The organism is Dermacoccus sp. GAS27A (assembly GCF_044909235.1).
Lineage (GTDB): Bacteria > Actinomycetota > Actinomycetes > Actinomycetales > Dermatophilaceae > Dermacoccus > Dermacoccus nishinomiyaensis.
Genome location: NZ_JBIYDW010000003.1, coordinates 264,761 through 286,500 on the forward strand (window position 1 = coordinate 264,761; position 21,740 = coordinate 286,500).

Annotated in this window: 19 protein-coding genes; 4 read left to right on the forward strand and 15 right to left on the reverse strand. The window is 69.7% G+C overall.

Annotated elements, in window-relative coordinates:
- Positions 1–3 precede the first annotated feature (3 nt).
- The 3 genes from sucC to pcrA all read right to left on the reverse strand — a co-directional run bounded on the left by sucC (position 4) and on the right by pcrA (position 4,555).
- Positions 4–1,188 (reverse strand): ADP-forming succinate--CoA ligase subunit beta, encoded by a 1,185-nt coding sequence (gene sucC / locus ABH936_RS04860; protein WP_038569092.1) that lies wholly within the window; start codon positions 1,186–1,188, stop codon positions 4–6.
- 93 nt (positions 1,189–1,281) lie between these two features.
- Positions 1,282–1,776 carry a cobalamin B12-binding domain-containing protein gene (locus tag ABH936_RS04865; RefSeq protein WP_165584393.1) on the reverse strand — a complete coding sequence of 165 codons (495 nt, stop codon included), beginning with the start codon at positions 1,774–1,776 and terminating at the stop codon, positions 1,282–1,284.
- Between the two features lie 82 nt (positions 1,777–1,858).
- Entirely contained in the window at positions 1,859–4,555 is a 2,697-nt protein-coding gene (gene pcrA / locus ABH936_RS04870; RefSeq protein WP_404602747.1) for a DNA helicase PcrA, read from the reverse strand.
- A gap of 133 nt (positions 4,556–4,688) precedes the next feature.
- Between pcrA and ABH936_RS04875 the strand changes: the two genes are divergently transcribed.
- Both ABH936_RS04875 and ABH936_RS04880 read left to right on the forward strand, forming a co-directional pair.
- Positions 4,689–5,366 (forward strand): DedA family protein, encoded by a 678-nt coding sequence (locus ABH936_RS04875; RefSeq protein ID WP_165584391.1) that lies wholly within the window; start codon positions 4,689–4,691, stop codon positions 5,364–5,366.
- A gap of 50 nt (positions 5,367–5,416) precedes the next feature.
- Positions 5,417–5,764: a hypothetical protein gene (locus ABH936_RS04880; protein ID WP_006945590.1), complete on the forward strand. Its 348-nt coding sequence runs from the start codon at positions 5,417–5,419 to the stop codon at positions 5,762–5,764.
- A gap of 125 nt (positions 5,765–5,889) precedes the next feature.
- Here the strand turns inward: ABH936_RS04880 and ABH936_RS04885 are convergent, their stop codons facing one another.
- A complete protein-coding gene (locus ABH936_RS04885; protein WP_006945591.1) occupies positions 5,890–6,603 on the reverse strand; it encodes an NUDIX hydrolase in 714 nt (237 codons plus the stop codon).
- Positions 6,600–7,718, reverse strand: a complete 1,119-nt coding sequence (locus ABH936_RS04890) for a glycosyltransferase family 4 protein (protein ID WP_165584390.1) — start codon at positions 7,716–7,718, stop codon at positions 6,600–6,602. The genes ABH936_RS04885 and ABH936_RS04890 overlap by 4 nt, the downstream gene beginning before the upstream one ends.
- 24 nt (positions 7,719–7,742) lie before the next feature.
- Between ABH936_RS04890 and ABH936_RS04895 the strand changes: the two genes are divergently transcribed.
- Positions 7,743–8,612, forward strand: coding sequence for a PIG-L deacetylase family protein (locus tag ABH936_RS04895; protein WP_404602748.1), 870 nt, complete (start codon positions 7,743–7,745; stop codon positions 8,610–8,612).
- Positions 8,613–8,707: 95 nt separating this feature from the next.
- Positions 8,708–9,754 carry a lysylphosphatidylglycerol synthase transmembrane domain-containing protein gene (locus ABH936_RS04900; RefSeq protein ID WP_239304184.1) on the forward strand — a complete coding sequence of 349 codons (1,047 nt, stop codon included), beginning with the start codon at positions 8,708–8,710 and terminating at the stop codon, positions 9,752–9,754.
- Positions 9,755–9,815: 61 nt separating this feature from the next.
- On the opposite strand, the gene ABH936_RS04905 is transcribed toward ABH936_RS04900, so the two are convergent.
- From ABH936_RS04905 to ABH936_RS04950, 10 genes are all read right to left on the reverse strand, one after another.
- Positions 9,816–10,736, reverse strand: a complete 921-nt coding sequence (locus ABH936_RS04905; RefSeq protein WP_404602749.1) for a type 1 glutamine amidotransferase — start codon at positions 10,734–10,736, stop codon at positions 9,816–9,818.
- Positions 10,733–12,052 carry a MurT ligase domain-containing protein gene (locus ABH936_RS04910; RefSeq protein WP_404602750.1) on the reverse strand — a complete coding sequence of 440 codons (1,320 nt, stop codon included), beginning with the start codon at positions 12,050–12,052 and terminating at the stop codon, positions 10,733–10,735. Before ABH936_RS04910 ends, ABH936_RS04905 begins: the two co-directional genes overlap by 4 nt.
- A gap of 9 nt (positions 12,053–12,061) precedes the next feature.
- The gene (locus ABH936_RS04915; RefSeq protein ID WP_404602751.1) at positions 12,062–13,078 is read right to left on the reverse strand and encodes a hypothetical protein; all 1,017 of its coding nucleotides are present in this window, start codon (positions 13,076–13,078) and stop codon (positions 12,062–12,064) included.
- Positions 13,079–13,096: 18 nt separating this feature from the next.
- Complete coding sequence (locus tag ABH936_RS04920; RefSeq protein ID WP_404602752.1) at positions 13,097–13,966, reverse strand: phosphatase PAP2 family protein; 870 nt, start codon at positions 13,964–13,966, stop codon at positions 13,097–13,099.
- A 147-nt stretch (positions 13,967–14,113) separates the two neighbouring features.
- Positions 14,114–15,691, reverse strand: a complete 1,578-nt coding sequence (gene guaA, locus ABH936_RS04925; RefSeq protein WP_006944852.1) for a glutamine-hydrolyzing GMP synthase — start codon at positions 15,689–15,691, stop codon at positions 14,114–14,116.
- A 66-nt stretch (positions 15,692–15,757) separates the two neighbouring features.
- Entirely contained in the window at positions 15,758–16,126 is a 369-nt protein-coding gene (locus ABH936_RS04930) for a DUF3817 domain-containing protein (protein WP_259878345.1), read from the reverse strand.
- Positions 16,123–17,049 carry an SURF1 family protein gene (locus ABH936_RS04935; RefSeq protein WP_404602753.1) on the reverse strand — a complete coding sequence of 309 codons (927 nt, stop codon included), beginning with the start codon at positions 17,047–17,049 and terminating at the stop codon, positions 16,123–16,125. Before ABH936_RS04935 ends, ABH936_RS04930 begins: the two co-directional genes overlap by 4 nt.
- Positions 17,050–17,112: 63 nt before the next feature.
- Positions 17,113–18,879: a GMC oxidoreductase gene (locus ABH936_RS04940; protein ID WP_038569104.1), complete on the reverse strand. Its 1,767-nt coding sequence runs from the start codon at positions 18,877–18,879 to the stop codon at positions 17,113–17,115.
- Positions 18,876–20,456 (reverse strand): succinic semialdehyde dehydrogenase, encoded by a 1,581-nt coding sequence (locus ABH936_RS04945; protein ID WP_404602754.1) that lies wholly within the window; start codon positions 20,454–20,456, stop codon positions 18,876–18,878. The genes ABH936_RS04940 and ABH936_RS04945 overlap by 4 nt, the downstream gene beginning before the upstream one ends.
- Before the next feature lie 157 nt (positions 20,457–20,613).
- Positions 20,614–21,735 (reverse strand): GuaB3 family IMP dehydrogenase-related protein, encoded by a 1,122-nt coding sequence (locus tag ABH936_RS04950; RefSeq protein ID WP_165584383.1) that lies wholly within the window; start codon positions 21,733–21,735, stop codon positions 20,614–20,616.
- Positions 21,736–21,740 lie beyond the last annotated feature (5 nt).

Below are 21,740 nucleotides of genomic sequence, written 5' to 3' on the forward strand. Positions count from 1 at the left end.
CTTTCAGTTGGCCGCGGCCAGCTCGGCAGCCTTGCGGGCTGCGCCGTCCATGGTGTCCACGACCGTCACGAGCGGGTGGTTGAAGTCGGAGAGGATCGCACGGCCCTCTTCGACGTTGTTGCCGTCGAGGCGCACGACGAGCGGCTTCGTCGCCGCGTCCCCGAGCTTCTTCAGGGCGCCGACGATGCCGTTGGCGACGGCGTCGCACGCCGTGATGCCACCGAAGACGTTGACGAAGACGCTCTTGACCTGCTCGTCGTTCAGGATGACGTCGAGACCGTTGGCCATGACCTCGGCCGAGGCGCCGCCACCGATGTCGAGGAAGTTGGCGGGCTTGGCCTTGCCGCCGGTGAAGTCCTCACCGGCGTAGGCGACGACGTCGAGCGTGCTCATGACGAGGCCGGCACCGTTGCCGATGATGCCGACGTTGCCGTCGAGCTTCACGTAGTTGAGGTCGAGCGCCTTGGCCTTGGCCTCCAGCGGGTCGGCCGCGGCCTTGTCCTCGAGAGCCTCGTGGTCGGGGTGACGGAAGCCGGCGTTCGCGTCGAGCGTCACCTTGCCGTCGAGCGCGATGATGTCGCCGTCCTCGGTCTTGACGAGCGGGTTCACCTCCACGAGCGTCGCGTCCTCGTCACGGTACGTCTCCCACAGCTTGACGAGCACGGGAGCGACCTTCGCGGCCGTCTCGTCGTCGAAGCCGGCGGCCTTGACGATCTCGTCGGCCTTCGCGCCGTCGATGCCGACGTTCGGGTCGACCTCGATGCGCGCGAGTGCCTCGGGACGCTCGACGGCGAGCTGCTCGATCTCGACGCCGCCCTCCTTCGAGCACATCGCGAGGTAGCTGCGGTTCGCTCGGTCGAGCAGGATCGAGAAGTAGTACTCCTCGGCGATCTTGGCGCCCTGGGCGATCATCACGGTGCCCACGGTGTGGCCCTTGATGTCCATGCCCAGGATGTCCTTGGCGTACTGCTCGGCCTCGTCAGCCGACTTGGCTACCTTGACGCCGCCGGCCTTGCCGCGACCACCGGTCTTGACCTGGGCCTTGACGACGGTGACACCGCCCGACTTCGCACCGATCTGCTCGGCGGCTGCCTTGGCTTCTTCCGGGGTGGTGGCCGTCTGGCCGGCCAGCACCGGAACGCCGTGCGCCTCGAACATGTCGCGCGCCTGGTACTCGAAGAGATCCACGCGAATCCATCCTCATCGTTGAAAGGAGTGTTCCTCTTGTGACTTTAACGCGCTTTGCCGCGCGGGGGTAACCAGGGGTTCGCGCCGGTGCTCTCAGGCGTGTGCGGACGCCGCGTCCCCGACGTTCTCGCGCACCCACGCGACGACCTCGTGCGTCGGCGCACCGGGCGTGAAGATGCGCGCGACACCCATGTCGAGCAGCGGCTTGATGTCGCCCTCGGGGATGATTCCGCCACCGAAGACGACGACGTCGTCGATGCCCTGCTCGCGCAGCAACGTCATCAGGCGCTCGAACTGCGTCATGTGCGAACCGGACAGGATCGACAGGCCGATCGCGTCGGCGTCCTCCTGCACCGCAGCCGTGACGATCTGCTCCGGCGTCTGGTGCAGGCCCGTGTAGATGACCTCCATGCCGGCGTCGCGCAACGCCCGCGCGATGACCTTCGCACCACGGTCGTGGCCGTCGAGGCCCGGCTTCGCGACGACGACGCGGAGTCGATCGGAGCCGTTCGTGGCAGCATTCGTAGGGGTGGCGTTCGCGGCGGCATTCGTAGGGGTGGCGTTCGTGGCAGGCGCGTGCTGAACCATGACTCAATCCTCTCGGGCGGTTACTCGCACTGTAACGCCCGCCACACCCTCCGCTCAGTTGATGATCCTCAACTCATGCGTGTCACAGCTTCGTGACGGGCGCGTAGCGCAGGAGCAGGCGCTTGGGTGGGCCGTCGCCGAAGTCGATGTGAGCCATCGCTCGGTCGCCCTGACCCTCGACGCGCACGACGGTGCCGAGGCCGAAGCTGTCGTGCGTCACCTTGTCGCCGGCGTCGAGGTTCGGGATCTCGCGCATGCCGCGGCCGACGGCGGAGTTCTTCGTGGTCGAGAACGAACCGGCCCCGGATCTGCGACCGCTCGACGACATCCGCGCCACCGGCGCGGTGCCGCGCCCGATGACGGGGCCGTCATCGTCGTGCCTGCTCCCACCCGAGCCGTAGCGCGAACCGCCCCCGCCGCCGAACGCGGCGTACCCGCGCGGCTGGGACGACGCGAACGCCGTGGCCTCGCGCTCCCAGTGGACGAACTCCTCCGGGATCTCGCCGAGGAAGCGCGACGGCGGGTTGTACTGCGGCGCACCCCACGCGCTGCGCACGGCAGCGCGTGACAGGTGCAGGCGCTCGCGCGCCCGGGTGATGCCGACGTAGGCGAGGCGCCGCTCCTCCTCGAGCTCCTTCGTGTCGCCGAGAGCGCGCATGTGCGGGAACGTGCCGTCCTCCATGCCGGTGAGGAATACGACCGGAAACTCGAGGCCCTTCGCGGTGTGCAACGTCATGAGGGTGACGACGCCCTGATCCTCGGCGTCCTTCGGTATCTCGTCCGCGTCGGCCACGAGGGAGACCTGCTCGAGGAAGTCCTCGAGCGTCGCGCCCGGGTAGTTGTCGTCGAACTCGTTGGCGACGGCGACGAGCTCGGCGAGGTTCTCGATGCGCGTCTCGTCCTGAGGATCCTTGCTCGTGCGCAGCTCCTTCAGATACCCCGTGCGCTCGAGGATCGCCTCGATGAGGGGTCCGACGCCGCTACCGGACTCGCGCGTCTGCCGCAGGCTCTCGAGGATCTCGGTGAAGCCCTTGACGGCGCTCACCGACCGCGTCGCGATGCCCGGCGCCTCGTCGGCCCGCGCGAGCGCCTCGATGAACGTGATGCGCTCCCGCTCCGCGAGCGCGCCGAGGCATGCCTCGGCGCGGTCACCGATGCCGCGCTTCGGTGTGTTGAGGATGCGGCGCAGGTTGACGGTGTCGGCCGGGTTCGAGATGACGCGCAGGTACGCGAGCGCGTCCTTGATCTCCTTGCGCTCGTAGAACCGCGTGCCACCGACGACCTTGTACGGCAGGCCGACACGGACGAACACCTCTTCGAGCGCGCGCGATTGCGCGTTCGTCCGGTAGAACACCGCGACGTCCTTGGGCTTGACGCCGTGATCGTCGCCGAGCTTGTCGATCGTGCGCGCGACGAACGCGGCCTCGTCATGCTCGGAATCGGCGACGTACCCGACGATCTTCTCGCCGTCGCCCTGATCGGACCACAGGTTCTTCTTGCGACGCTCCGGGTTGCGCTCGATGACGGAGTTCGCCGCGCCGAGGATGTTCTGCGTCGAACGGTAGTTCTGCTCGAGCAGGATCGTCGTCGCGTTCGGGTAGTCCTCCTCGAACTCGACGATGTTGCGGATCGTCGCCCCACGGAAGGCGTAGATCGACTGATCGGCGTCACCGACGACGCACAGGTCGGCCATGGGCACCGCGCTCGTGGCGCGCGAATCGCCCTCGGCGTCCTGGCTCGCCATGCCGCCCGAGGCGTGCTCACCGCCGGCGAGCTCGCGCACGAGGACATACTGCGCGTGGTTCGTGTCCTGGTACTCGTCGACGAGGATGTGCCGGAAGCGGCGCCGGTAGTGCTCGGCCACCTGCGGGAACGCCTGCAGGATGGTGACGGTCGTCATGATGATGTCGTCGAAGTCGAGCGCGTTCGCCTGACGCAGGCGCTGCTGGTAGAGACGGTAGGCCTCGGCGACCTTGCGCTCCTGATCCGTCTCGGCGCGCTTCGCGGCCTCCTCGGCGTCGATCAGCTCGTTCTTCAGGTTGCTCACCTGGAAACTGAACGACTTCGGCGGGTAGCGCTTCGGATCGAGGTCGAGATCGCGCGTCACCATCGCCATGAGGCGCTGACTGTCGGCCGCGTCGTAGATCGAGAACGTCGAGCGCAACCCCACGTGCTTGGCTTCACGGCGCAGGATGCGCACGCACGCGGAGTGGAACGTGCTCACCCACATGGCGTTCGCCGCACCCCCGACGAGCTGCTCGACGCGCTCACGCATCTCGGCGGCCGCCTTGTTCGTGAAGGTGATCGCGAGGATCTGGCCGGGCTGCGCGCCACGCGCCGCCATCAGGTAGGCGATGCGGTGCGTCAGCACGCGCGTCTTGCCCGAACCGGCGCCCGCGACGATGAGCAACGGCGTCCCGAAGTGCTCGACGGCCTGCACCTGCTGCGGGTTCATGCCCTCGAGCAGGCTCGCAGGATCGGCCTCGAAACGTCGCGTGCCGCGCCCCGAATCGGGGCGACCCCAGTGCGATCCGCGACCCAGCATCGGCGCGTCGTCGCCCCATGTGCCGGCGTCGGCGGGGGCCTCGTCGGGCGGCGGTTCCTGCAGGGCCCACAACGGGATGCCGGACGCGTCGACCGCCCCCGGATCGACTGCGGCGGCCCCGGCGGGAGCCTCCGTGCTCGGGGTACGCGACGGCGACGCGTCGGTACCGCTCCTGGAGGAGGGACGGGAGGCGTCGGCCGCGGTCAGCGGAAGGTCGTCGAAGAGGCCACTCATGATGAGGCCAGTCTAGGAGTGAGAACCGACAACCGCGCAGGCGACGAGCGCGGCGGCCGCGCGGCCAAGCGCGGCTGCGGGCATCGGGCTCGAGGCGGCGGGCGCGGGCGGCATCGTCGCCTACCCTTGGGGCGTGGATGTTCAGGCGATTCTCGATGCGATTCCGGCCCCGGCCGTCTACGTGCTGACCGGTCTCATCATCCTGCTCGAGAGCGTCGGCATCCCCCTGCCCGGCGAGATCATGCTCGTCACCGCGTCGCTGTTCGCCTCAGGGCCGCACCCGCACGTCAGCATCCACCTCGTCGCACTGGCCGCCATCCTCGGCGCCGTCATCGGCGACTCGATCGGCTACTACGTCGGTCGACACTTCGGTGAGCGCCTGTTCGCGTGGCTCGGCACACGCTTCCCCCATCACGTCAACGACGAGACGATCGGGTACGCGAAGCACGCCTTCCACACCCACGGCATCTGGGCGGTGTTCTTCGGACGCTTCGTCGCGCTGCTGCGCATCTTCGCCGGCCCGCTCGCCGGCTCGCTGCACATGAAGTATGCGCGCTTCCTGGCCGCCAACGTGCTCGGCGCCATCTGCTGGGCCGGCGGCACCGCCTACGGCGTCCACTTCCTCGGCAAGATCGCCGAGAAGTGGATGAAGAACTTCTCCTACATCGGGCTCGGCGTGGCGATCGTGTTTGGCCTCGTCCTGTCGACCGTCGCTCGCAAGCGCATCAGCGCCAACGTCGCCGAGTACGCCGAACGCAAGCGCGCCGCCGGTGAAGAGATCAACCCCGCCGATCCGCGCGCGGTGAGCTGACGGACGCTCACCCGAGCATGGCTGGAGCGACGAACGCCTACCCTTGTGGCATGTCCACGCTCAACGAAATCCTCCTGCTCGTCCACCTGCTCGGCATGGCCGCCATCGTCGGTGGCTTCCTCGCTGTCCTCAAGGCGCCGCGCGCGATCCCCGCGATGGTGTGGGGCGCGCGCCTGCAGCTGCTCAGCGGGCTCGCGATGGTCGGCGTCGCCGAGTCGCAGCACTGGTCGCTCGACCACACGTGGGTCGCGGTGAAGCTCGTCATCGCCCTCATCGTCGCAGGTCTGCTCGAAGTCTCCTCGTCGAAGGAGAAGAAGGGCGACAGCGCCGCGCCGCTCGTCCAGGCAGCCGCCGCGCTCGCCGTCATCAACGTCATCGTCGCGATCTTCTGGCACTGACCGACCACCCCGCATGACGAGCGGGTGCGACGACGCATGAGGCGTCGACGCACCCGCTTCGCCGTCGCTGGCCACGCCCCGTCGACGCATCCGGTCGCCGGGCTCGGCTCCTGGATGGCTCGGCGTCAACCTGAGGAGCCGAGCACCTGCCGCACCGATTCGAGCGCCCAGGGAGCCATGCCGCCGCTCGGGTAGCCGTCGGAGGTGGGGTCGACCACGTCGGCCGCCGCGAACCACGCCGCGTGCTGCGTCGAGCCCCCGACGTCGTGGACGGTGGGTTCGCTGGGCTCGTCGCAGCGGGCCGAGTAGATGAGGCGGACGGCGTGGAAGTCCTCGACCATCCCCTCCCTGCCATCGCCGACGCGGTGCGAGGACGAGACGTCCCACAACCGCGCGTCGCTGATGCGCTGCCCGGCCTCCTCCCAGACCTCGCGCGCGGCGGCCGCCTCGGGCGCCTCGCCGGCCTCGACCCCGCCCCCGGGCAGGATCCACAGCCCCGGACGCCCCGTCTCGCGCGACAGCTGCGTCAGCAGCACGCCCCTCTCGCTCGTCACGACCGCGTACGCAGCCAGGCGTTGGCGCACCAGATCGACCGGGCCGGCGGCGCGCGCGACACCCGCGAGGCGATGATGAGCCGCATGCATGCGCGCGACCTCGAACGTCAGCTCGACGCCGTCATGCACGAGTGTCGCCGTGCGTAGGGCGACCGGTTTGAACCCCGCGTCGCGCACCTGACGCCGCGGCGCGATGCCCTGCGCCAACCGGGCACGCAGCACCTCGCGACCGTCCTCCAGACCCCGCACGAAGATCGGGATGTCGGGGACGCCGTCGCCCTTCATCGCGCCGCTCGCAGTGCCGCGGCCCGTGCGTACTCGGCCTCGGCGAGACGGACGACCTGATCCCACGTCTGCGCCGGGCGATGCGTGCGGTTGTACTCGGCCATTGTCCGGCGCAGGTCGGTGTCGAGCGCGAGGCGGATGATGGCCTGCGCGAGGTCGTCGTCACCGCCCGCGAGCAGCCCGTTGACGCCCGAGGTGACGAACTCCGAGACGCCGCTCGTCGACGGCGCGACGACGGGCAGCCCTGACGAGCGCGCCTCGAGCGCCGCGATGCCGAACGACTCGAGCCGCGCCGGCGCGACGTACAGGTCTGAGGCGCGGTAGCGGTCGTGCAGTTGCGCGCGCGTCATGCGTCCTGGCAAGGAGACCCACTCGTGGGCGTCGGCGAGGTCAACGGCGCGCACGAGCTTCGGGCGCAGGTCGCCCTCCCCCGCGATCTCGAGCCGGACGTTCGGTGCCTCGCGGTGCACCGCCTTCATCACCGAGAAGAACTCGAGTGGACGCTTGCGCGTGGCCAGCCGCATCGCCGAGATGACACGCACCTCGTCGCCCGTGCGCGGCTCGCCGGGCGTCCACGCGTCGGCGTCGATGCCGTTCGGCAGCACGACGACCTCGTGGCCGCGGCCGGCCATGTCGCGGATCGGGCGCGCCGCGACCTGCGAGACCGCCGACAACGCAGCGCCGCCCTTGGCCCAGCGGCGTACGAAACCGAGCGGCTTGAGCAGCGGACCGGCCCACGCCATGACGGAGTGCCACGTCACCGCCGTCGGCAGGCCCAGATCGAGGGCGAGGCGGACGGCGTCGAAGGAGAACACGCTGATGACGCCGATGTGCGCGTGGACGACGTCGAAACCGCCTTTCGACAGCGCCAGGCGAAGCTGCGAGACGGCCATCGGATTGAGCGCGACATCGTGCGGCAACCCGAGCGAAAACCGATGCACCGGGATGCCGTCGACGATCTCGAGGCCGCTGTGCTGCTCACGGTGAGCCGGGGTGACGGTGTACGCGACGACCTCGTGCCCCTGCGCCACCAGGCGCTGCGCGAGGTCGTGCACCTGCACCTCGATGCCGCCCAGACGCGGCAGATAGCAGTCGGACACGAGGGCGATCTTCACGGCACGAGTCTTTCATGCGAGAGGATGAAGACGATGATCACCACCCCAGACGGCCAGCCGCGACGCACCCTCGTCGCATTCCATGCCCACCCCGACGACGAGGCGCTGCTCACCTCCGGCACGATGGCGAAGGCCGCGGCGCAGGGGCATCACGTCGTCCTCGTCGTGGCGACGGACGGCGCGCTCGGCCTCGCCGGGTCGGAATACGGCACGGCTGACGAGCTCGCGGCGCGACGTTGGGACGAAGTATCGGCTAGTGCCCGCGGGCTCGGCGTCGCCCGGCTCGAGACGCTCGGCTACGCCGATTCGGGTATGGGCCCGCAGGTGTTTCCCGACCCGCCGGGCAAGCGGCGCTTCGTCACGGTGCCCGTCGAGGAAGCAGCCGAGGCGCTCGCCGTCATCCTGCGCGAGGAGGACGCCGACGTCCTGCTCACCTACGATGCCGCCGGCGGCTACGGACACCGCGACCACGTGCGCGTCCATGAGGTCGGCGCGCGCGCGGCTGAGCTGGCGGGCACGCCGCGCGTACTCGAAGCGACGGTGCCCCGCGACCTGCTCGTGCGCGCGCTGCACCTCGTGGCGCGTTTCTACCGTTTGCCCGACGACTTCGACATGGCCGGCTTCGAACGCGCCTACTCGGCCCGCAAGGACATCACTCATCGCGTCAACGTCCTCCGTCAAGCGGGCGCGAAGCGAGCGTCGATGGCGGCGCACGCGTCACAGGCGAGTGCTGACGGTGACGCCGACCGCACCCTCGCCGCGTTCCTGCGCATCCCGCGGCCGCTGTACGCCATCGTCTTCGGACGCGAATGGTTCCGCGACCCCGCCCACGTCGGCCCCGTCAGCCACGACATCTTCGCAGGGCTGACCGAGCACGAGGACCGCGCCGAGTGAGTTCGCCCTCGTCGTCCCGTCAGCCCGGGAGCACCTCGCCTGACGCCTCGTCCGGCCATGGATCCCGTTCCGAGGATTCACCTCTGTCGCCCGCGATGCCGCGTCCCAACGCGTGGCAGAGCGCGCAGGCCGTCATCGGCATCGGCCTGGCCGCGGCGATCCTGTACTGGGGCGTGCCGTGGTTCGGCGAGACGACATGGCCCGAGATCGGGCGGCATCTGCAACTGCTCGGGTGGGCGAGCAGCCTCGAACTGTTCGCGCTCGTCGCGTTCGGGCTGTGGCTCTACACCTTCGCGCTGACCGGCTCCATACCCGGGCTGGGGCACGTCAAGGCGCTCATCGTCAACGTCGCAGGGTCCGCGGCCGGCAACCTCCTGCCCGGCGGTGGCGCGGCCGGCGTCGCCGCGACCTACCTGATGCTGCGCTCCTGGGGGTTTCAGGCCGCAGCGATCTCGACGTCGGTCATCGTCACCGGCGTGTGGAACCTCGTGGCGCGCCTCGCGATGCCGCTGCTCGGCGTCGCGCTGCTCAGCTCGACGGACGCCCTGCCGAAGGGAGTGCGTCGCGGCGCGCTGACCGGCGGAATCGTCGGGCTCGTCATCATCGCCGCGTTCGTCGGCGTGCTGCTCTCCCCCGGTCTGACGCAGCGGTTCGGCGCGTGGCTCGATCGCCGCGTCGGTGGACGTGTGCGACGTCGCCGGCCCGGTTTCGAGATCGAGGCCACGCTCGTCGATCAACGACGCCGTCTGGCGGGCGTGACGGCGCACGGGTGGGCGCCGATGACGGTGGGCGTCGTCGGGTACCTCGCCGTCTACTTCGTGCTGTTCTGGCGGACGATGGAGGCGGTCGGCGTCGACATGCCCCTGAGCAAGTTGTTCGCGGCATACGCCGTCGGGCGCCTGCTGACGACCGTCGGCGTGACGCCGGGCGGCCTCGGCGTGACGGAGGCCGGCACCCTCGCCGTCCTCGTCGCATGGGGCGCTGACAAACCCGCCGCAGCTGCGGGCGTCCTCGTCTTCGCCTTGTTCACGCACCTGCTCGAGGTGCCTCTTGGCGCACTGGGCTGGCTGGCGTGGTGGCTCATGCCGAAGCAAGCCGTCCTCGACGCCGCGACGTCGCCCAGGTCGTCATCGCCGACCTGATATGACCAAGAATCGCCAATCTCGTCGGCCTTCGCGGCTGAGGTACACCGACGTGGCGGGGTCAGTTCTTCTTCGTCAGACGTGCGACCTGGCGGGCGCGGGCTTCGTCGGCGAGGTGGTCGTCGATCTCGCCCGGCTCGAACGGACGGCCGGTGGCGCGCTCGGCGGCGACGGCGATGAGGAAGTCCGCGAGCTTTGGGTTCGACGGCAGGATCGGGCCGTGCAGATACGACCCGATGACGTTGTGCGTGCGCGCGCCCTCCTTGCCGTCCTCGCCGTTGTTGCCAAAACCGGAACGCACGTCACCGAACGCACGCTGGCCGTCGCCGAGCACCGTCGAACCCGAGTGATTCTCGTACCCGACGACGTCGCCGAACTCGGTCGACAGCACGACGGGCCCGATCATGCGCTTCGCGTTGCCCTGCGTCGTGACGTCGAGGATGCCGAGACCGGGCAGCGTTTCGCCCTCGACGGTGCGGAACGCCTTGCCGAACAACTGGTACATGCCGCAGATCATGAGCATCGGGACGCCGTCCTCAGCCATGCTGACGAGGCGCGGGCCGATGCGTTCGAGATCGGCCTCGACACGCGCCTGCCCCGAATCCTGGCCGCCACCGCCGACGACGAGGTGGATGTCGTCGGGCAGTTCGTCGCCGGGGTTGTGGCTCACGACGTTCGGTTCGTAACCGTGCCAGCGCAGGCGTGCCTCGAGGCAGCGCGTGTTGCCGAGGTCGCCGTAGATCGACATCTCCCGCGGGTACAGGTGCACGAGCGTGACGCGGCCCTTGCTCGGGCCACTCGGATCGCCCAGTGTCGTCGGGACGACATCCATCGCCGCCGGGTCCTCGTTGACCCGCGCCTGCACCTCACCCGATGTCGACGAGTCGACTCGCCCAGCATCCGTGGGCACCCCGCCCATCGCCGCGGGGTCGTCGTCGATCCGAGGGGCAGCCGTCGGCTGGGGGTTCGTCTGCTCGCTCATTCGGCGGCGTCCTCTCCGAAGTCGGGCAGGTCGTAGCGCTCGGCGAGCGTGCGACGCAGCGTCATCATGGCGGTGTACGTGCAGAAGATGCGCTTCGGTTCGTCGGCGTGCTCGGCGAGGAACCGATTAAGAGCGGCGTGCAGGTCGGGTTCGACCGCGCGCACCTCGACGCCGTCATAGGCGAGCCGCAAGGCCATGTCATAGGCGCGCACCCCACTCGTCAGTTCGACGCCGCGCTCGCGCAGCGACGCGAAGTTGACGTCGTAGAGCCATGAGACGTCGCGTCCGTCGGCGTAGTTGTCGTTGATCGCGACCATGCTCGCGACCGGCCGGCCCCCGTACGTCGACAGCGCGACGGTGAATCCGGCCGGGTTCTTGACGAGCACGAGCTCGAGTTCGGTGCCGTCGGCGTCGATCACCTCTCCGCGCCCGAACGGCGGCTGCACGGCTTCGAGTGCCGTCACCGCCGTCTCACCGCTGAACGCGTCGCCGAGCAGGCGGCGCGCCATCGACGTCGCCGCGGTCGCGTTGATCATCGCGGCCAGACCGTGCTGACGCATCTGCATGGGCCCGACGTTGCCGCTGCCGTCGGCACGGTCGGCGAACGTCACGAGGAAGCGACGTTCGTCGAGCGGCTTGAGCAGACCGTCACCCGGGCCGACGAGCGGCGCGACGAAGTCGTCGTCGCTGCGTACGTCCTGCTCCATGAGCTCGCCGAGGCGGTCGGCGATCGTCTCGTCGACACCGAAGTACGACACCTCGACGCCATCGGCCAGGCGCCCCGCGATGCGCGCGACGAACGAGTCGTCGCGGTTGAGGACGACGCCCTGCGTGGTCTGCTCGGCCAGCTGCGCGAGCAGTTTCGCCGTGTAGTCGATCTCGGCGAATCGGTCGAGCTGGTCGCGTGCGACGTTGAGCAGCAGCGCGTGCGTGGGCTTGACGACCTTCGCGAAGTGCAGCGAGTGCGCCTCGTCCAGCTCGAGCACCGCGATGTCGGCGTCGAGACCACCCTGGAGGGAGATCTCTCCGAGCACCGACGAGATGACGCCACGCGTGAAGTTCGAGCCCGTCGGGTTCGTGAACACGCGCAGACCATGCGCGCGCAGCAGCGCGACGAGCATCTTCGTCGTCGTCGTCTTGCCGTTCGTGCCGGTGACGACGACGATGCCCTGCGGCAGGTCCGCCAGCGCCTGGGAGAGGAAACGCGGATCGATCTTCTCGACGACGAGACCGGGCAGGGCGCTTCCGCCCCCACGCAGCCTCGTCGCGATTCGCGCGGACTTGCCCGCGAGCACGGCAGCAGCAGTTCTCAACACCCGGCCAGCCTAGTGCGTGGTCCGCGCGACCTCCCGGACGGCACGCGCGGCGGAGGCGACGATCATCGTGACGCCCAGCGGGACGGCGACGAGTTCGAGCACAGCCGCGCCCACCCACCACGCACCGAAGGCGTTGACGTCCGTGCCCCACCCGAGGAACGTGACGACGACCCACGCGGCGCCCGCAGCCGCCGCGAGCACGTCGTGGGGCGCCGGGCGGGGCCAGGCACCCACCATGCCACCCGAGGCCGGCCGGCTGACGGTGGCGCCATCGTGGTGCGCTGGGGTGCGGAGCTCCCCGCGCTGTCCAAGGCGGGCGCCGGCGTCTTCCTCAGCATCGACACCTTCGTCAGGGATCGCCAGGTCGCCCAAGAACGGGTGCGGCCCACCCCCACCGCCTCGAGGCGCCAGCAGCAGATGCGCAACGCCCAGCCAGGCCGCGACGACGGCGATCGCGGCGACGACGTCGCCCAGCGCGTGCCAGTACGCCGCAATGACGCCGAGACACCCCAGCGTTCCCCAGGCTCCGGCGCCGACGAGCGCCGCACGCCGCCATCGCGGGGGCGCGAGGAGGACGACGGCGGCAGCGCTCGTCAGCGCGAGCGTGGCGTGCCCACTGGGCAGCGTCGCGACCTCAGGCGTGAGCGCCCGGGCGAGCAGCAACTTGGCCGCCTGCGTGCTCAGATTGGCGCCGGCGATGACGAGCAGAGCGGCGGCGGCGCGCGGGGGCGTCACAGCCCATGCGCCGCCGCGGCGCAGCAGCGAAACCGGGAGCGCAACGACCGCCACGACAGCGACCACGAGCGCCCCGCGCGGTACCCACCCGACGCAGGCCGCGATCGTCTCGAACGTGCGGCCCGTACCACTCAACGCGTGCATGCCGTCCCGGGCCCTGCTGACCCCGCCCGGGAGATCACGCGCCATCGCCACGATGCCGACCACGACGGCTGCGAGCAGCATCATGAACGCGGCCGGCACGAAGCGCCGACCCCACGACCGCACCGCGTCGCGCGTCACACGGGCCACCATGGTCTGCTCGAGACCTCAGCCGACGGCGTCGTCGGCGGCGGCGCTGATCCACGCCAGCGTGAGCGCCGCCGTCACGGCGATGCTCACCAGGGAGACGAACGCCAGGACGAGCGAGACGTCGTGATCGAGCGGACGCACCCCGAGCGCGACGAAGATGAGGCCGACGCCGATGCTGCCCGCCAGGCTGAGCACGGGTCGCACCGCGTACGACGTGTCGCGCGGATGACGGCCGTGCTGGACGCGCTGCACGACGCCCAGCGCGATCGCGGCGAGGAACGTGGTCAGCAGAAAGGCCGCGATGACGTCGGCGGGCCGGTGCCAGTGTCCGACGAGCGTGCCCGCGCCGACGAACGTCACCCCGAAGCCGACGAACGGCAGCAGCCATCGCCTGGCGCCCACGGGCGCGACGATGAGGGCAGCCGTGGCGATGCTCATCGCCACCGTCGAGTGCCCACTTGGCAACGAGTTCGACCACCAGTGTGGTTGCGTGGGCCAATAGGCCTTGAACAGCTGCGTCGTCACGTTCGCCACAGAGACGACGCAGACGGCCGACGCCGCGAGAGCGAAACGGCGTCGCACGAATGCGATCGCGACGAACGCGAACAGGAACGCGCCTGTGCTCGCGATCGTGATGTACGTCAGGGGGTCGACGATGTGCGCCCAGGCTCGCGCGCTGGAACCGGTGCTCAGGCGCGCCCGTTCGCCCCACATCTGGCCGCGTGCCGTGCGCGTGAACACCCACAGCACCAGAAGGAACCCGGTGAGCGACACGAGCGCCATGGTCGTCACCGAGCAGACGAGACGACGCACGGACTCCGGGATGTCGCCGGCCGGCTCGGCGTCGTCGCCAGCGCGTGTCGCGCCCACGAGGTCATCGGCGCTCATCGCGCACCACCGCCGGGGCGTGCCGACCTGCCGGGCCGATCGTCGTGACCGCGTCGAGGACCACCGGGATGCGACGACGGCGCAGCCGTGCGGGCTGCGCCGTCGTCGTGCGTGAGCTCAGGAGGCATCATGCCGTCACCTTCGAACTCACTCCCACTCGATGGTGCCCGGTGGCTTGCTCGTCACGTCGAGCACGACGCGGTTGACGTCGGCGACCTCGTTCGTGATGCGGTTCGAGATCTTGGCGAGCACGTCGTAGGGCAGGCGCGTCCAGTCGGCCGTCATCGCGTCCTCGCTCGATACGGGGCGCAGGACGATGGGGTGACCGTACGTACGGCCGTCGCCCTGCACGCCGACTGAGCGCACGTCGGCGAGCAACACGACGGGGCACTGCCAGATGTCGCGGTCGAGACCGGCGGCCGTCAGTTCTTCGCGGGCGATGAGGTCGGCAGCGCGCAGGATCTCGAGGCGCTCGGCCGTCACCTCGCCGATGATGCGGATGCCGAGGCCGGGGCCCGGGAACGGCTGGCGCCACACGATCGCCTCGGGCACACCGAGCTCGAGACCGACCTGACGCACCTCGTCCTTGAACAGCGAACGCAGCGGCTCGACGAGCGTGAACTGCAGGTCGTCGGGCAGGCCGCCGACGTTGTGGTGGCTCTTGATGTTGGCCGCGCCCGTGCCGCCGCCGGATTCGACGACATCGGGGTACAGCGTGCCCTGGACGAGGAACTCGACGGGGTGCTCGCTGCTCGACTCAGCGCCGACGATGTCGCGCGCGGCCTGCTCGAAGACGCGGATGAACTCGCGACCGATGATCTTGCGCTTCGTCTCCGGGTCACTCTGACCCGCGAGCGCGTCGAGGAACTGCTGCGACGCATCGACGACGACGAGGTCGACGCCGGTGGCGGCGACGAAGTCCTCCTTGACCTGCTCGGCCTCACCGGCGCGCAGCAGGCCGTGGTCGACGAAGACGCACGTCAGTCGGTCGCCGATCGCCTTCTGCACCATCGCCGCGGCGACCGAGGAGTCGACACCACCAGAGAGGCCACAGATCGCGCGGCCCTCACCGATCTGCTCCCGCACCTGCTCGACGAGCTCCTCGGCCATGTTGGCGGCCGTCCACGTCGCCTCGAGGCCGGCGCCCTTGAGCAGGAAGTTACGAAGCACCTCCTGGCCATGGGCGGAGTGCAACACCTCGGGGTGCCACTGGACGCCGAACAGCTTGCGCGCCGGATCCTCGAACGCCGCGACGGGCGCGCCGGGTGTGCGGGCACACACCGTCATGCCCGCGGGAGCCTCGGTGACGCCGTCACCGTGCGACATCCACACGTTCTGCTCGGCGGGCTGCCCTGCGAACAGAACGGACTCGGTGTGCGTGATCGTCGCCGTCGTGTTGCCGTACTCACGACCACCCGTGTGGCCGACGGTGCCGCCCAGAGCGTCAGCCATCGCCTGGAAGCCGTAGCAGATGCCGAACACGGGCACGCCAGCCTCGAGCAGCGCGACGTCGAGCGACGGCGCCCCCTCGGCGTACACCGACGACGGCCCGCCCGACAGCACGATGGCCGCGGGCTCCTTGGCCAGCATCTCGGCGGCACTCATCGTGTGCGGCACGACCTCGGAGTAGAGGGCGCACTCACGCACGCGTCGCGCGATCAGCTGCGCGTACTGCGCGCCGAAGTCGACGACGAGAACGGGATGATCCTGCAGATTTTCGGTCACGTCACTCATCCTATCGGCCGGGGCGACAACCCCGGAATCACGCGGTTATCGGACGCTGCCAGCCGCTCAACGGGTGGGGAGTGCCTCGAGATCGCGCTCGACCTCACCGCTGATGCGGCGCTCCACCCAGAAGGACAGGAACGGGACGCAGCCGGCCAGGATGACGAGCACCATCTTGCCGATTCCCCAGCGCATGGCGAAACCCAGATTTGCCGTCGCGGCGACATAGACGAGGAAGAGCAGACCATGCGGTTGCGGCCACCAGTCGAGGGCGTGGTTGTCGAAACCGTAGTGCAGCACCATCTCGAGCACGAGAACGAGCAGGCCGATACCGACGATGAACGCGGCGACCTTGAAGAACTTGAGGGCAGAGCGAGCCTTGAGTGCGTCGATGCGCACCATGGGGCGGCCGGGGGTGGGAGCAGGCTTGGTCACGGCGTTTCCTTTCGTGTCGCCGGGCGCATCGCGCCCTGTTCGGCGAGGGTTTCGGGAGCCGACGACGCCCGGGCGGCACCGTCGTCGGGCTGGTCGAGATCGTCAGCGGCGTCGCCCTCGCTGCGTGCGGCGCGCACGTCGGGCGCATCTGTTGCCTGCGGCCCGTCGGAGATCGCGGCTTCGGCGGCCGCCCGGTCGGCGAGGTATTCCTCATGCAGGATTCGCAGCCACATGAAGACGGCGAAGATCGCGAAGATCCACCACTGCCACGCATAGGCCGCGTTGCGCAGATCGACCTTCGTCGCCTTCGGCACCGGCGGCGGAATGTGCTGCACGACAGCGGTTCCCGACTGCGGCGCCGCGGCCGGCGCCTGCTTCGTCGAGAAGACGAAGCCGTTGTAGACCTTGCCGCCCCACTCGTTGAGCAGCCGGCCCATGTCGATCGTGCCGATCTGCCCCTCGGGAAGTTCACCGAGCGTAGAGACCGATTCACCGGGCGCGAGCGCGCCCTCGATCGTCACCGCGCCTGACGTCGGCGCGGGCAACTTCGTCGTCTGCGTGACGAACCCGCGCACCACCGGGATGCGCGCGCCCGTCGTGTCGACGACAAGCGGTGTCATGAGCCAGTAGCCGTTCTTGCCGTCGAGTACGCGGCCGACGACCAGTTCGGTCTTCGCGGCGTCATAATGGCCGGTCGCACGAATCGGCTGCAAGGAGCGCCCGTTGTCGAACGTCGTCTGCGGTTTCAGGACGTCGTCAAGTGGTTCCACAGCGCGCCTGTTGCTCTCCTCGAGCACCTGCTGGTTGGCCCTGTTGTGGGCCGTCTGCCACTGCCAGTTGCCCAACCAGACGAAGGCTGCCGTCAGAACGAGCATGACGACGAACAACCGCAGGAGGCGGGGTTTCATCGCGGTTCGCAGCACCGACTCAGCCTACGGGGTCGAACTGAACGTTGCCTCAGACGGGTCGCTCTGCATTGTGGAGCGTCATGGCGTCACCTCGACGGCGCCCCTTTCACCACCGGCAAGCCCACCGATGCGCGGCATCCCGACGTCGACGACCTGCCCGGGCACACGACCCGGCGCCATGTCGAGCCTGACGTACTCCTCACCCGGCGCCGGGCGCTCGTCCCGCTCCCCCTTGGCCGGCCACGCACTCATCGCACGTTCGGCCTGGGCGGTGATCGTCAGCGAAGGATTGACGCCAAGGTTCGCGGAGACAGCCGAACCGTCGACGATCGACAGAGTCGGGTAGCCGTGGACGCGGTGATAGGCGTCGATGACGCCCGTGCCCGGCCCGTCGCTGATCGGTGCGCCGCCGAGGAAGTGCGCCGTCATCGGCACCTCGAACAGCTCGTTCCACGTGCCGCCCGGCACCGCGGTGCCCTTGACGGCCTTCTGCAGCTCGCTCGCCATCGCGTGAATCGCCTTGTGCCCGCCAGCAATCCACGACGGATTGGGTTCGCCGTGGCCCTGCGCGGACGTCAGCTTCCACCCGCGGCGCGTGCGCTGCGGTGAGACGTCGATCGAGTTGTCGAGCGTCTGCATGACGAGGGCGATGACGGTGCGCTCACTCCATCTTCGCGGCACGACGGTCTTGAGCAGGGTGCCCGGGCGCTTGATGAACTCGCGCGCGAAGGCACGCGTGCGGCTCGGCACGTCGCCGGGGATGAGCAGGGTGGAGAAGAAGCCCATCGCGTTCGAGCCCTTGCCGTAACGGCAGTTCTCGACGTGCGTCGTGGCGTCGACGTGAAAGCTGGAGGTGATGGCGACGCCCTTCGTCAGGTCCGCGCCGCGCGGTACGTCGACGAGGGCCGCACCACCGAGTTCTTCGGAGTTGGTACGCGTCAGCTTGCCCAGCCGCGGCGACAGGTGCCGCAGGCGCCCCTCGGCCCGCAGCGTGTGCAGCAACGACTGCGTCCCCCACGTCCCGGCGGCGAGGACGACGTGGCGGGCCGTCATCGTCCGGCGATCCCGACGCAGCCACGCGCCGGTGCGCTCACTCGTCACGCGCCAGCCGCCTTCGCCATGCTCACCGATCGGTTCGAGATCGACGACGGTGCGCATCGCCTCGATGCGTGCGCCGGCCCGTTCGGCGAGGGGCAGGTAGTTCTTGAGCAGCGTGTTCTTCGCGCCGACGCGGCAGCCGACCATGCAGTTGCCGCACTCGGTGCAGCCGGTGCGCGCCGGGCCCTCGCCCCCGAAGTAGGGGTCGTCGACGCGCTCGCCGGCGCGTCCGAAGTACACGCCGACCGGCGTCTTGCGGAACGTGTTCTCGACACCGAGGCTGCGGGCTGCGTCGCGCATGACGTTCTCGACGACGCCCTCACACGGGTTGGCCTCGACGACGCCGAGCATCTTCTTCGCCACGGTGTAGTGCGGCGCGAGTTCTTCCTGCCAGTCGGTGATGTGCGCCCACTGCGGGTCGTCGAAGAACGTCTTCGGCGGCACGTAGAGCGTGTTCGCGTAGTTGAGGCTGCCGCCGCCCACGCCCGCGCCCGCGAGGATGACGGCGTGCGGCAGCTTGTGGATGCGCTGCACGCCGAAGCACTTGAGCTTGGGCGCCCAGACGTAGTTGCGCACGTCCCAGCTCGTCTTGGCGAACTCGTCGTCACGCCGCCGCGGGCCGGCTTCGAGCACGACGACGTCATAGCCCTTCTCAGCCAACCGCAGCGCCGCGACCGAGCCGCCGAAACCGGAGCCGATGACGGCGACGTCGACGTCCATCGCCTGATCGCGCGAGGTGGTGTTCATGACAGGCCCGCCTTCTTCATGACGCGCAGACCCGTGCTCAGGGCGCGGGCGAACTGTCGCTGCGACACGCCCTTCGGCACGCCGAAGCCCTGCAACCGCTGCACGCTGACGTTCTGGATGTCGGTGTACTTCGTGATGCCTTCCGCGCCGTGACGCCGCCCGAGGCCGGAGGCCTTCATGCCGCCCATCGGCGCGCCGTTGCTCGCGTAAGCGGCCGCGTAGCCCTCGTTGACGTTGACGGTTCCGGTGCGGATGCGGGCGGCAATGGCGCGCCCGCGCGCGACATCCTTCGTCCAGACGGAGGCGTTGAGGCCGAAGTCGGTGTCATTGGCGAGGGCGACGGCCTCGTCGTCGTTGCTCACGCGGTACACGCTGACGACGGGCCCGAATGTCTCCTCGTCGCGGCACAGCATGCCGTCCGCGACGCCGTCGAGGACGGTCGGTTCGTAGCAGTACGGGCCGATGTCGGGGCGCGCCTTGCCTCCGGCCAGCACGGTCGCGCCCTTCGCGACGGCGTCGTCGACGTGCTGTGTGACGCGTTCGAGCTGGTCGGCCGAGATGAGGCTGCCCATGTCGTAGCCCCAGTCGAGCGCCACGCCGATCTTCATCGCTGTGACGCGTTCGAGGAAGCGTCGCAGGAACTCGTCGGCGATCTTCTCGTGCACGACGAGACGCTCGATCGAGATGCACAGCTGGCCCGCGCTCGCGAAGACGGCGCGCTGCGCGCACTCGGCGGCGCGCGTCAGGTCGGCGTCATCGGCGATGTACATGGCGTTCTTGCCACCGAGTTCGAGCGACGCGCTCTTGAGCCGCTCCCCCGCGTCGCGCGCGACGATGCGGCCCGTCTTCGTCGAACCGGTGAACATCACCGAGTCCGCGTGCTCGAGCACCGCCCCGCCGACGTTCGGCCCGTCGCCGAGGACGACCTGGAGCAGCCCCTCGGGCAGGCCCGCCTCGTCGCACAGTTCGACGGCGCGCAGGCACGTGAAGCTCGACTTCTCGTCCGGGCGCAGGACGACGGCGTTGCCCGCCGCGAGCGCCGGCAGCGCGTCCGTGATCGACATCGACAGCGGGTAGTTCCACGGCGCGACGATGCCGACGACGCCCTTCGGCAGATAGTGCGTGCGCGCCTGCGTCAGCACCGGAAGCGCGCCGAGGGCCTTGCGCTCGGCGAGATAGCTCGGCGCCTTCTTGGCGTAGTGACGGCACACGCCCGCGGTGTCGAGCACCTCCTCGAACGCCTGGATGCGCGCCTTGCCCGACTCGATCTGGATGAGGTCGAGCAACTCGTCCTGGCGATCGAGCACGAGGTCGTGCAGCCTCGTGAGGAACTCGACGCGTTCGCGGACGTCGCGCTGTGCCCATTCCTGCTGCGCTGCGCGCGCCCGTTCGTAGGCGGTGACGACGTCGTCGGGCGTCGACGTGGGCAGCGCGCCGATCGTCTCCCCCGTCAGCGGCGTCATGCGTTCCTGCGCCGGGCCGCTCGCGACGACGCGGGCGCTCATGCGTCGGACGGTCGCCTCGTCGAGAGCGAGCGGACGCTGCGGGCGGGGCTGGGTGTGCAGTGAAGGCGTCATCCCCCCACTGTAGATGTGACCTCCGACACCGTGGTTACTTTCGCGTACACCGTGCACATGGCGGACGCCGTCGTGCGCTCTGCCGACGCGATGCGTCCCCTGACGCAGCACGCCCCCGCTCTTCGAAAGAGCGAGGGCGTGCCGGCTGGGGTGCGGGTCAGCTGCGCTGGTAGGGCGCGACGACGAGTTCGACGCGCTGGAACTCCTTGAGGTCGGAGTAACCGGTCGTCGCCATCGCGCGCTTGAGGGCGCCCATGATGTTGGTCGTGCCTTCGGCGCTCTGGCCGGGGCCGTCGAGGATCTGCTCGAGCGAACCGACGGTGCCGACCTCGACGCGCTCACCGCGCGGCAGCTGGCTGTGGTGCGCCTCGGGTCCCCAGTGGAACCCGCGGCCCGGCGCCTCCTCGGCACGCGCGAGGGCTGCGCCGAGCATGACGGCGTCAGCGCCGCACGCGACGGCCTTGACGATGTCGCCGGATGTGCCGACGCCGCCGTCCGCGATGACGTGGACGTATCGTCCGCCCGACTCGTCGAGGTAGTCGCGGCGCGCCGCCGCGACGTCGGAGATCGCCGTCGCCATGGGCGCGTGGATGCCGAGCGTGCGGCGCGTCGTGTGCGCGGCGCCGCCGCCGAAGCCGACGAGGACGCCGGCCGCGCCGGTGCGCATGAGGTGCAGCGCAGCGGTGTAGGTGCCCGCGCCGCCGACGATGACGGGGACGTCGAGCTCGTAGATGAAGCGCTTGAGGTTGAGCGGTTCGGACGCGCCGGAGACGTGCTCGGCCGAGACGGTCGTGCCGCGGATGACGAACAGGTCGACGCCCGCCGCGACGACGGTGCGCCAGTGCTCCTGCGTGCGCTGCGGTGTCAGGGCGCCGGCGACGGTGACGCCCGCGTCACGGATCTCCTTGAGGCGTGCGGTGATGAGTTCGGGCTTGATGGGCTCGGCGTAGATCTCGCGCATGCGGGCGGTGGCCTCGTCAGGGCTGCACGTCGCGATCTGCGCGAGCTGCTTCTCGGGCTCCTCGTAGCGCGTCCACAGGCCTTCGAGGTCGAGCACCGGCAGGCCGCCGAGCTTGCCGAACGCGATGGCCGTCGCGGGCGACATGAGCGAGTCCATCGGCGCGGCCATGACGGGCAGCTCGAAGTGGTAGGCGTCGATCTGCCACGACGTCGACACCTCCCGCGGGTCGCGCGTGCGGCGCGACGGGACGATCGCGATGTCGTCGAGTGAATACGCGCGGCGACCGCGCTTGCCCTTGCCGATCTCGATCTCAGTCACGCGTC